Annotated in this window: 10 protein-coding genes and 1 tRNA gene; 10 read left to right on the forward strand and 1 reads right to left on the reverse strand. The window is 32.2% G+C overall.

Annotation, left to right across the window (positions count from 1 at the left end; all coding sequences use genetic code 11):
* The 4 genes from CHRY9293_RS11335 to CHRY9293_RS11350 all read left to right on the forward strand — a co-directional run bounded on the left by CHRY9293_RS11335 (position 1) and on the right by CHRY9293_RS11350 (position 5,293).
* Positions 1 to 3,147, forward strand: a complete 3,147-nt coding sequence (locus CHRY9293_RS11335; protein ID WP_162033081.1) for an efflux RND transporter permease subunit — start codon at positions 1 to 3, stop codon at positions 3,145 to 3,147.
* 20 nt (positions 3,148 to 3,167) lie between these two features.
* Positions 3,168 to 4,583, forward strand: coding sequence for a TolC family protein (locus CHRY9293_RS11340; RefSeq protein WP_162033082.1), 1,416 nt, complete (start codon positions 3,168 to 3,170; stop codon positions 4,581 to 4,583).
* A gap of 231 nt (positions 4,584 to 4,814) precedes the next feature.
* Positions 4,815 to 4,888 (forward strand) — tRNA-Ala (locus tag CHRY9293_RS11345).
* Positions 4,889 to 4,921: 33 nt separating this feature from the next.
* On the forward strand, positions 4,922 to 5,293 hold the full coding sequence (locus CHRY9293_RS11350) for a hypothetical protein (protein WP_162033083.1): 372 nt from the start codon (positions 4,922 to 4,924) through the stop codon (positions 5,291 to 5,293).
* Between the two features lie 182 nt (positions 5,294 to 5,475).
* Here CHRY9293_RS11350 and CHRY9293_RS11355 read toward each other — a convergent pair whose 3' ends face one another.
* Positions 5,476 to 6,105, reverse strand: coding sequence for a hypothetical protein (locus CHRY9293_RS11355; RefSeq protein ID WP_162033084.1), 630 nt, complete (start codon positions 6,103 to 6,105; stop codon positions 5,476 to 5,478).
* A 154-nt stretch (positions 6,106 to 6,259) separates the two neighbouring features.
* Here CHRY9293_RS11355 and CHRY9293_RS11360 point away from each other — a divergent pair, with 154 nt between their 5' ends.
* From CHRY9293_RS11360 to CHRY9293_RS11385, 6 genes are all read left to right on the forward strand, one after another.
* A complete protein-coding gene (locus CHRY9293_RS11360) occupies positions 6,260 to 6,826 on the forward strand; it encodes a C40 family peptidase (RefSeq protein ID WP_228455520.1) in 567 nt (188 codons plus the stop codon).
* 245 nt (positions 6,827 to 7,071) lie between these two features.
* A complete protein-coding gene (locus tag CHRY9293_RS11365) occupies positions 7,072 to 7,884 on the forward strand; it encodes a 2,3,4,5-tetrahydropyridine-2,6-dicarboxylate N-succinyltransferase (protein WP_162033086.1) in 813 nt (270 codons plus the stop codon).
* A 28-nt stretch (positions 7,885 to 7,912) separates the two neighbouring features.
* Positions 7,913 to 9,082 (forward strand): glycosyltransferase family 87 protein, encoded by a 1,170-nt coding sequence (locus CHRY9293_RS11370; protein WP_162033087.1) that lies wholly within the window; start codon positions 7,913 to 7,915, stop codon positions 9,080 to 9,082.
* 5 nt (positions 9,083 to 9,087) lie between these two features.
* Positions 9,088 to 10,017 carry a glycosyltransferase family 2 protein gene (locus CHRY9293_RS11375; protein ID WP_162033088.1) on the forward strand — a complete coding sequence of 310 codons (930 nt, stop codon included), beginning with the start codon at positions 9,088 to 9,090 and terminating at the stop codon, positions 10,015 to 10,017.
* Between the two features lies 1 nt (position 10,018).
* On the forward strand, positions 10,019 to 10,795 hold the full coding sequence (locus CHRY9293_RS11380; protein WP_162033089.1) for a polysaccharide deacetylase family protein: 777 nt from the start codon (positions 10,019 to 10,021) through the stop codon (positions 10,793 to 10,795).
* Positions 10,792 to 11,889, forward strand: coding sequence for a glycosyltransferase family 4 protein (locus tag CHRY9293_RS11385; RefSeq protein ID WP_162033090.1), 1,098 nt, complete (start codon positions 10,792 to 10,794; stop codon positions 11,887 to 11,889). Before CHRY9293_RS11380 ends, CHRY9293_RS11385 begins: the two co-directional genes overlap by 4 nt.
* Positions 11,890 to 12,026: the final 137 nt, after the last annotated feature.

Genomic DNA, 12,026 nt, shown 5'->3' on the forward strand with positions numbered 1-12,026 from the left:
ATGATTAAAAATTTTATAAATAGACCGGTTTTATCGACTGTAATATCAATTTTGATTGTTATTCTCGGTATTTTGGGGCTTGTTTCCTTGCCGGTTACCCAATATCCGGATATTGCACCTCCTACTGTAAGTGTAAGTACAAACTATACAGGGGCTAATGCAGAAACGGTAATGAAAAGTGTGGTGGTTCCTTTGGAAGAGCAGATCAATGGAGTAGAAGGTATGGACTATATTACATCTACTGCTGGGAATGATGGTTCAGCACAAATTCAGGTGTTTTTTAAGCAGGGGATTGATCCAGATATTGCTGCGGTGAATGTACAAAATCGTGTTGCGAGAGCAACTCCTTTGCTTCCTGCTGAAGTAACTCGTTCGGGCGTTGTGACGCAAAAACAACAAACAAGTGCTTTGATGTATATGTCTTTCTATTCTGAAAATAAGGATCTAGATGATGTCTTTCTCCAAAACTTTCTCAATATTAACATTATTCCGAATTTGAAAAGGATCAATGGGGTAGGAGATGCTAATGTATTTGGAGGGAAAAATTATTCTATGAGAATATGGTTGGATCCTGCTAAAATGGCAGCATATAGTGTAACTCCGACTGATGTTACGAATGCCATTAATGAACAGAGTAGGGAAGCTGCTGCGGGTTCTATAGGACAGAATAGTGGAAGTTCATTTGAATATATCATTAAATATGTTGGAAAATTTAATGAGAAAGAGCAATATGATAATATTATCATTAAATCTCTTGGAGATGGACAAAACCTGATGCTAAAAGATGTAGCTAAAGTGGAATTGGCAGGTCAATCTTATACAGGAATAGGAGAGAATGGAAATAACCCTTCTATCAGTATGGGAATTTTCCAAACACCAGGTTCCAATGCTCAAGAGATTATTAAAAACATTAAAACGTATCTAAAGTCTGCTGAAAATACTTTTCCTAAAGGAATTAAATATACTTTTAATTTTGATACCAATGAGTTTCTAGACGCTTCCATCGAAAAAGTAATTCATACCTTGATTGAAGCATTTATTTTGGTATTTATAGTGGTATATATTTTTCTGCAAGATTTTAGGTCTACCCTAATTCCGGCAATTGCAGTTCCGGTATCCATTGTAGGAGCATTCTTTTTCTTGAATCTATTTGGATATTCATTAAATCTTTTAACATTATTTGCATTAGTTCTTGCCATTGGTATTGTGGTGGATGATGCAATTGTTGTTGTGGAAGCTGTCCATGCAAAGATGGAACATGGTATTTCAGATGCAAAAAAAGCTACGGTAGAGGCAATGGATGAGATTACGGGAGCGATTATTTCAATTACTTTAGTAATGGCCTCTGTATTTATTCCTGTAACATTTATAACCGGGCCAACGGGGGTATTTTATCAACAATTTGGTATTACACTCATCGTGGCAATTGTCATTTCTGCGATTAATGCACTAACTCTAAGTCCTGTTTTATGTTCTTTATTTTTAAAACCTCATGCAGAACACCATGAAGAATATAAAAATATGAACTTCGTTCGTAAGTTTTTCTATAAATTTAATATAGCTTTTAAAACAGCAACAGAAAGATATGGAAGAGGATTTGTATTTCTTTTGAGACATAAATGGGTTACACTCATTATTTTTGCTATTACAGGAGGAATTTTGTATTGGGCAAGTACTTCTATGAAAAAAGGATTTGTTCCTACTGAAGATAGGGGTATTATTTTTACTGATGTTCAGTTACCTCCAGGAGCTTCTATGGAGAGAACTTATAATGCTTTGAAAACCCTTCAGGCAAATGCTTTAAAAATTCCCGGAATTCAAAATGTTACAATTTCTACAGGTCGGGGATTTTTATCCGGAAACGGAAGTAATAATGGACTAGCTTTCATTAAACTAAAACCATTTGACGATCGTAAAGATGGTGGACAGACCTCAGAGGATATTACCAAAAAATTATTTGGGATATCAGGAGCTGTTCCTGATGCTAAAATTGTATTTTTTCAACCTCCTAGCGTGCCTGGTTTTGGAAATAGTGCGGGTTTTGAAATGGTGCTATTGGATAAATCAGGAGGAGAGTATGCTGAATTAGATGCTAAGACCAATGAATTTATTGGGAAGTTGATGCAACAGCCTGAGATTGAATTTGCTCAAACATCATTCAATACCAAATATCCACAGTATCAAATGAATATTAATGTGCCATTAGCAAAGCAATTAGGGGTTTCTGTAAGTGATATCTTAGCCACTATGCAAGGATATATTGGAGGGATCTATACTGCGGATTTTACGAAATATGGTAAACAATTCAGAGTCATGGTACAAGCACTTCCGGAAAATAGAGAAAAAATAGAAAACCTTAACGAATTGTATGTAAGAACAGGTTCTGGAATTATGTCTCCAATTTCTCAATTTGTTTCGCTTGAAAAAGCCTATGGACCTCAGTCTGTAAGCCGTTATAATTTATTTACTTCTGTAAAAATTACGGGAGGTAACTCTCAGGGGTATAGTTCCGGGGATGCTATTGCTGCTGTACAAAAGGTGGCTGATGAAACTTTAAATCAAAATTATTCTGTAGAATTTACAGGATTGTCAAGAGAAGAACTTGCATCCGGATCTCAGACAATCTTAATTTTTGCATTAAGTTTAATTTTTGTGTATTTCATACTTTCAGCACAATATGAAAGTTACATTCTTCCATTAATTGTGGTTATCTCTCTACCTTTAGGGGTTATGGGAGCTTATTTTGGTCAAAAGATTATGGGCTTAGAAAATAATATTTATTTTCAGATTGCTTTGATTATGTTGGTTGGATTATTGGCTAAAAATGCCATTTTGATTGTAGAGTTTGCGGTCCAAAGAAGACATCATGGGGAAACGATAGTAATGTCTGCTATTAATGCTGCAAAAGCTAGATTAAGACCTATTTTAATGACCTCATTTGCATTTATCTTTGGTTTATTACCATTGGTTTTAGCCAACGGAATTGGAGCGGTTGGGAACCGATCCATTGCTACGGGAGCGGCGATTGGATTATTGATCGGAACCATTCTTGGTCTTTTAGTAATTCCTGTATTGTATGTCATTTTTGAAACATTACAAGAAAAGGTTAAGCCAATTAAAAAGGAAGACATCAACTTAGCAGAATAAAAATCTTTAAGATTTCACTAATGAAGAGTATATTAAACATTATAAAAGGAGTTACTTTTTCAGTAATCATATTAGGAGCTATATCATCTTGTATGGCAAGAAAAGAATATGAGAGACCGAAAAATATTGTTGATGAGAAGCTTTTTCGAACCGATATGCTTCCTTCTGACAGTACTAATATTGCGAATGTTTCCTGGAAAGAAATTTTCACAGATCCCATATTACAAGGGGATATTTCCAAGGCATTAGAAAATAATTTAGATATAAGAATTGCATTACAAAGTATAACTTCCGCAGAAGCTTATTTAAAGCAAAGTAAAGCGGCTTATCAACCTACCGTTTCTATTGGTCCTAATTATACATTCCAAACACAGTCTATTAATACACAGTTTGGTCAAATTATTGGGGAAAGACGATATGTAAATCAATTTGATCTTACTGCTAATATTGGTTGGGAGGCTGATATATGGGGGAAAATGAAATCCCAGGAAAAAGCTCAGTTGGCGTCTTATCTTGGAACAGTAGCAGCGCATAAAGTCGTTAAAAGTGATTTGATTGCTTCTATTGCTTCAGCTTATTATCAACTGTTGACATATGATGCGCAAAAAAGGATCATCAATGAAACGATTATTGTTCGAGAAAAAAATCTCGAAACAACTAAGGCTTTGAAAACATCAGGAACCGTTACTGAGGTTGCTGTACAACAAAGTGAAGCGCTTGTTTTTAATGCAAAATCTTTACTAATTGATATTGATACGCAAATTCAATTATTGGAAAATACAATGAGCTTATTAATGGGGGAACCATCTCATTCAATTGAGAGATCCACGCTAGAAAACCAAAAACTTCCAATCAATTTAGAATTAGGATATCCGGCACAATTATTAGCTAATCGTCCAGATGTGATGCGGGCAGAATATAATTTAATGAATGCCTTTGAATTGACTAATGCTGCGAAGGCTCAATTTTATCCTACATTAAAACTTACTGGAAGTGGAGGGCTTCAATCTGTTGATATTGATCATTTATTTAATGTTAATTCTCTTTTTGCGAACGTGGTTACAGGGTTAGCACAGCCCCTATTAAATAAAAGACAAATTAAAACAAATTATGAAGTGAGTTTAGCCAATAAGGAAACAGCCTACTTAAACTTTCGAAAAACGGTTCTTACAGCAGGAAAAGAAGTATCGGATGCGATAAGGGTATTTTCTGTTCAGGATTCTTATATAGATCTTAAACAAAAAGAACTTGATGCCTATAAGAAATCGGTTGATTATTCTCAAGAACTTGTTAATTACGGTATGGCTAATTATCTTGAAGTATTGAATGCGAGTGTAAACTCATTAAATGCAGAATTGAATATTGCCAATGCTGAATATAGTAAAATGAAAGCTGCTATCGAGCTATATCAAGCTTTAGGTGGTGGATGGAAGTAATTTATTTATTTAAAAATCAAATTTTCAAATAAATGAAGGGTGCTTTTGGAGCATCCTTCATTTGTTATAATAGAATATAGAATAGTGTCCATTTACTTCGATAATACGTTTTTATAATTTTAAAAAACCTCATTATAGGCCACAAAAGTGTAAAAATGCAAAAGAAATGAAAAAAAAATTTTATAGATATGTATAAAACATTATATTTGCGTGCAGCAATTAAAAAGGAATGGGGAATTAGCTCATCTGGCTAGAGCGTTAGACTGGCAGTCTAAAGGTGACGGGTTCGATCCCCGTATTCTCCACAAGTAAAGGATTAGAAAACTATTATAAAAACTATGAAGAAACTTTTATTACTTTTATTAACAGCTTTTTCATTCATTGGCTGTAGTTCTGATGAAGATACAATTAATGATTTTATTGGTACTTGGTCTGGAACATATGAAGGTAATGATAAAGGAGTTTGGAATTTTGTAGTTGCGAATGATGGAAAGGTCACCGGAACTATGCATTCTGACGTCAATCAAGAAAACTATACCATTTCAGGAAATCTAAATGGATCAGGAAACTTAACAGGTGTCGTGGGTTGGCCTTCGAAGGGCAATTTCCAAGGTAATTTGTCGAAAGAGAAAAAGGCAAATGGAAATTGGCTAAACTCAGTTCCTAATCCTGAGCGATCTGGAACATGGAGTGGGGGAAAAAATAAGTAAAACAATATTCTCAAATTATAGAGGCTGTCATCGAAAGGCAGTCTTTTTTTGTTTTTTTTTAAAACCATTTGGAGAGTTTCTAATGAGGGGGAATTTTTTTAATATATAAATCATTAATAAATTACTTCCATTTGAATACTTAATTATTTTCTTTTATACCAAAGATATCTTTTAACATTCTATTAAATAAACCCTATGCTTTTAATTTCCCCATTTTTTTCTAAAACAACAAAATAAAGGAGAAAATCTTCTTCTTTAAAATGGTTTTGAAAAGACAGTTGAGGGTTTTTATCAGAAGCCAATCTTTCTTCATGAACTTCAGAAAGATAATGTTCAAAATCAATTTTTAAAGTTAAGATAATGATATAATCATACTGAAAGGTACTTGTTTCGAGCTGATTTTTTTGGATAAAGGATATTTTATCATTAGGAATATTTCCAAAGTTGAAATTTCTTAACAGTTCCTTTCCTACCTCTGTTGTTAATCCGTTTTTTACCGTTCTTTTCCCTCTATTGGATATTGTATCTAAGTCTTTAATTTGTGTCATTAGTTTTGTAAACCGTTGATAGAGTAGGGGATCTTTAGCTTCTTTAATATATTTACTTAAAGCTTGCCTTATTATTTTACCCACTTTTGAACAATGCCCAAATTCCGAACTATTTTGTCTTACTTTTTCATAAGAAGGATTTTTTTTAAAGGCTTTTTTATTAAAGCCACTTTTTTTTCGAACCACATTTTTCCCATTGAGTTCATAAAAAACAAGATCTCCTACTGTGCCTTTAAGCTTTATTAAACTTTCGTAAGTTGCCATACAATCAAATATGATCAAAGATATTAATAAATAACTGAAAATAAAAATTTAACATATATTTATAATATAGTTGTAGTATAATAAATATATAATTTAAATATAAAATGTATATTTGTGTATAATTAGTTATTGGAAAAATCAAACCGATATGAAAATGAGGGTATTGAATAAGAAAATAAAAGTAAAGCAACTGTCTTTGGTATTGGCCACATCTTTATTTATGATATCATGTGGAAGTACAGAAAATGTTTCTTCAAGGAAGAATACAGGAACTAAAACAGTTGCAAAATCTGAAAATCTTAGAATACTTGAATCTAATTTTGATGGTAGGGTATCAAAATCAATGAGTGATATTTTAAAAGATGCTGAGAAATATATAGGAACACCTTATAAATTTGGAGGCAATACTTCTTCAGGTTTTGATTGTTCAGGATTTACGGTAAAGGTTTTTCAGGAAAATGACTACCAATTACCCCGGAGATCTTTAGATCAAGCCGCTACAGGAAAAAAAATAGATATAAAAGAAGTCAAACCTGGAGATCTGTTGTTTTTTGCTACGGCAGGAGGCAGTAGGGTTTCTCACGTAGGAATTGTTCATGATATTGGCAGTAATGGAGAAATAAAATTTATTCATGCCTCTACATCCAAAGGAGTAATGATTTCTTCACTTAATGAAAAATATTGGAACAAAGCTTACCTTCATGCCCAAAGGGTCCTGTAAAGTATCTTGGTCTTTAAATGGATTAATACTCACCTTAAACTATAGTTGTTGATTTTTTACAAATCAATTTTTTTTATGTTAATAATGAATAAAAAATTAATATTCTACTACAAGGAGGGGATATTTATAAGGAAATTTTGATCAAAAAAGCCATCAACATTAGATTTAAATCATTATGTTGAAAAATATTTCGCTGAACTTTTTGTATATTTGAGGGCATAAAATTATCAATTTAAATTAAAAACATGTCGTTACAACAAACTATTGAAAATATTTGGGAAAATAGAGAATTATTGCAAAATGAGGAGAGCAAAAAAGCTATAAGAGACGTTATTTCTTTGTTAGATTCCGGAGAACTTCGTGTTGCTGAACCTACAACAGATGGATGGCAAGTAAATGAATGGGTGAAGAAAGCAGTAGTTATGTATTTTCCGATACAAAAAATGGAAACTATTGAAGTAGGTCCATTTGAGTTTCATGATAAAATTCCTTTAAAAAGAAATTATGCTGAGAAAGGAGTACGCGTTGTACCACATGCTATAGCAAGAGAAGGAGCTTTTGTGGCTTCAGGTGTAATTATGATGCCTTCTTATGTGAATATTGGAGCATATGTAGATTCGGGAACGATGGTTGATACATGGGCTACAGTAGGAAGCTGTGCGCAAATTGGTAAAAATGTACATTTGAGTGGAGGTGTTGGTATTGGAGGTGTATTAGAGCCATTACAGGCAGCTCCGGTAATTATTGAAGATGATTGTTTCGTCGGCTCAAGATGTATCGTAGTAGAAGGAGTGCATGTAGAAAAAGAAGCCGTATTAGGAGCAAATGTAGTATTAACAGCCTCTACAAAAATTATTGACGTAACAGGTAAAGAGCCTATAGAAATAAAAGGTAGAGTTCCCGCACGTTCAGTAGTAATTCCAGGAAGTTATACAAAGCAATACCCTGCCGGAGAGTATCAGGTCCCTTGTGCATTGATTATTGGTCAAAGAAAAGAATCTACAGATAAGAAAACTTCTCTTAACGATGCATTGAGAGATAATAATGTATCGGTATAAAGTTTATTTTTTTTAATACTACACCATTTTGAAAGAAAAATTTCTTAAAATACTATTAAATCCTAAATATATATTTGGGATTTATCTTATTATATCAGTTATTACTGCAATCTCGAAGTATTGTAGAGGAGATTATGCTATTAATAATTATCTGATTTTTAAAAATGTATTTTTTAATACCATCAATCAGAAAAACTTATTTATTCATTATCCTGATCTCTATTTTGATTTAAATCATTACGGTGTTTTTTTTAGTATATTAATTGCTCCGTTTGCTATCATGCCTGATTGGTTGGGAATTTCCTTATGGAATATAGCAAATACTTTTATCTTTATTTACGGGATTTATAAATTACCGTTTTCTGACTCAAAAAAAGCGATATTTGCTTTACTGTGTGTACAGGAATATATAACAGCCGCGTTAAGTTTACAGTTTAATATTGCACTCACAGGACTTTTAGTATTATCAACAATTTATATTTACGAAAAAAAAGAAATAAAATCTGTTACTGCAATTTTAGTAGGTGTTTTTGTGAAAATCTATGGAATTGTTGGTCTTACGCAATTCTTTTTTATCAAAAATAAGATTAAGTTTATTCTTTCAGGAATTGTAATTTTCATACTGTTTTTTTTTATTCCTATGGTATATTCCAGTCCGCAATTTGTGGTTCAGAGTTACTCAGATTGGTTCCATTCTATTGTTGAAAAGAATGATGAAAATCAAGTATTGGGAAATATGCAGGATATATCATTGATGGGATTTTTCAGAAGAATTTTAGGAGATCCTTCTATTTCAAATTGGGTATTTTTAGGGGTTGGTTTACCTCTATTTGCTTTGCCCTATATTAGAATTAAACAATATAAGCATTATGCTTTTCAATTAATGATTTTGGCTTCTACGTTATTATTTTTAGTATTATTCAGTTCAAGTTCAGAATCACCAACTTACATCATTGCAGTAGTAGGAGTTTTGATCTGGTTTTTCCTTCAAAAAGAAAGAACACCGTTCATTCTAGGATTGCTAATTTTTGTAATTATTTTCACTTGTTTTTCGACTTCGGATTTATTCCCAAAATTTGTAAAAGAGAATTATATCATTAAATATTCCTTGAAAGCCGTACCTTGCATTGTGATTTGGCTGAGAATAAGCTATGAGCTTTTAACTCAAGATTTTGAAAAGGATTATAGTCTGAATTAATAATTATGAAAAAAATTTCTATTGTAATTCCTGCTTATAACGAAGAAGGAAACGTTGCTTTGATTTATCAAAAAATCAAAGAAGTTTTTGATGGTTTGCGTAAATATGATTTTGAAATTATATTTGTAAACGATGGTAGCCGAGACAATACACAACAGAAATTAGAAGAACTTTCTCAACACTGTGATAAAGTAAAATTTATTGAATTTTCAAGGAATTTTGGACATCAACCTGCTGTAAAGGCTGGAATGGACAATGCTCATGGAAACGCGGTGATATCTATGGATGGAGATCTTCAACATCCACCGGAGCTTATTCCAAAAATGATAGAAAAATGGGAAGAAGGATATGATGTTGTTTTCACAATGAGAGCCTATCCAAAGCAAATTTCATTATTTAAAAGAAAGACATCTGATCTCTTTTATAAAATATTATCAAGGCTTTCTGACGTTAATCTTACCCAAGGAGGAGGATCTGATTTCAGACTTTTAGATAGTAATGTAGTTGAAGTAATGAGAAAGTTTAATGAAGATGATTTATTTTTAAGAGGTTTAACGAGTTGGACCGGTTTTAAACAAACAGGAATCAATTTTACAGCAAGTGAAAGAGCTTCTGGACAAAGTAGTTATGATCTAAAAAAAATGATCACTTTTGCCTTTACAGGAATCAGTGCATTTAGTGTAAAACCTCTTTATATTGCAGCCTATTTAGGGTTTTTATTTTCCGTCTTTTCTGTGATAGGGTATGGAATATATGTCATTCATTCCATTATTGCTAAAACAGAAATTTCAGGTTGGGCATCCTTAATTATGACTATTGTTTTCTTTGGAGGATTGCAGTTGATTATGTTGGGAATTATGGGTATTTATTTAGGTAAAGTTTTCAAACAAGTGAAAGAAAGACCTAATTATATTATAAAAAATAAAAATTTTTAAAATGGTTTTATTAAGTTTTGATATCGAAGAATTTGATATGCCACTAGAGTACAAAGGCGAAATTTCTTTTGAGAAACAAATCTCCATTTCGCAAGAAGGTTTGCAAAAAATACTTGATATTCTAAAAAAATATGGTGTAAAAGCTACTTTTTTTTCCACTGTAGTGTTTGCTGAACATAGTAGGAGTCTTATTGAAAGACTACTAAAAGAAGGCCATGAATTGGCATCTCATACTTGGTTTCATTCAGATTTTGAAGAAAAGCATCTGAAGGAGTCTAAGGAGAAATTAGAAGAATTATTTTCAACAACAATTACGGGCTTAAGAATGCCTCGGATGATGCAGGTAAGTAACAATGCGGTAGAAAATGCAGGCTATGTATACAATTCATCAATTAACCCAACTTATTTGCCCGGAAGATATAATAATCTGAAAGTTTCAAGAACCTATTTTAGCGAAGGAAATGTGATTCAGATTCCGGCTTCCGTTTCTCCCAATTTTAGAATTCCCTTATTTTGGTTAAGTTTTCACAATTTCCCCTTATCTTTTTACAAAAAAATAGCCCTAGATACTTTGAAAAAAGATAAATATTTGAATATTTATTTTCACCCTTGGGAATTTGCTGATATCAAGGACGAGGCTTTTAAATTACCAGGCTTTACTGTGAAAAATTCAGGAAAAGATATGGTGGAAAGATTTGATGAATTCGTTGAATGGCTTACCAAGAAAGGATATAGTTTTGGGACTTTTCAGGAATTTCAAAAGAAGATAGAATCATGAAAATAGCATATGATGCAAAACGTTTTTTTCATAATACTTCCGGATTAGGAAACTACTCTAGAGATCTTGTAAGGATTTTGTCAACCTATTTTTCGGAAAATGAATATATACTGCTTAATAAAAATAAATCTGATAGAGGTAAGGATATTTTAAACTGTCCTAATGTTACGTTTATTAAAACCTCTCCTGGAATAATGTCGAGACAGCTTAATTTAGGAAAAGATGCCCAAAAGCAAGGTGCAGATATTTTCCATGGATTATCTGGAGAACTTCCTTTGAAATGGGATAAAAAAGAGATAAAAAAAGTAGTTACTATTCATGATTTAATCTTTTTACGATATCCTCAATATTATTCTTTTTTTGATAGAAAGATCCATTTTTGGAAATTTAAGAGAGCTGCCAAAACAGCAGATCGAATTATTGCAATTTCAGAACAAACGAAAAAAGATATTATCCATTATTTAAAAGTTTCTGAAAATAAGATAGAGGTTATTTATCAAGGTTGTCATCAATCTTTTAAAGAAGAATCTTCGGAGTTATTGATTCAACAAACCAAAGAGAAATTCAATCTCCCTGACCGTTTTATTTTAAATGTTGGAACGATTGAAGATCGGAAAAATCTCATAAATAGTATTAAAGCCATTAAAGGAACAACGATCCCTTTGGTTGTGGTGGGAAGAAAAACCTCATATTTTAAAAAGATTGAAAGCTTTATTAGGAAAAATAAATTAGAAAAGCAGATATCTTTTCTTGAAGGAGTTTCAATGGAAGAGCTTGCTGTTATCTATCGGTTGGCAGATATTTTTATTTATCCCAGTTTTTTTGAAGGATTCGGAATTCCTGTTATCGAAGCTTTGTTTTCCAAGACGGTGGTAATCACAAGTAATACAAGCTGTTTGCCTGAAGCAGGAGGAAAAGACTCGATGTATGTTGATCCTACAAATTACTTAGATATTCAATCTAAAATACAATTTTTATGGGATAATGAATCTGAAAGAAAACGCCGTGCTGATAAGGGATTTGAGTTTGTTCAGAAATTTAATGATCAACCTATTGCAGAGCAATTAATGAATCTTTATAGAAATATTTTATAAAAAAATGTTGGTATGTCAAAAATAAGTCTTATATTTGCCATTCAATTACAAAAAAGATGAATCAGAATTTTTTAACATTACATCATTATCATCACTTCTGTTAAGACGGGAATGATTGATATGTATATATGTTAAAA

Origin of the sequence: Chryseobacterium potabilaquae, assembly GCF_902728265.1 — a bacterium.
GTDB lineage: Bacteria > Bacteroidota > Bacteroidia > Flavobacteriales > Weeksellaceae > Chryseobacterium > Chryseobacterium potabilaquae.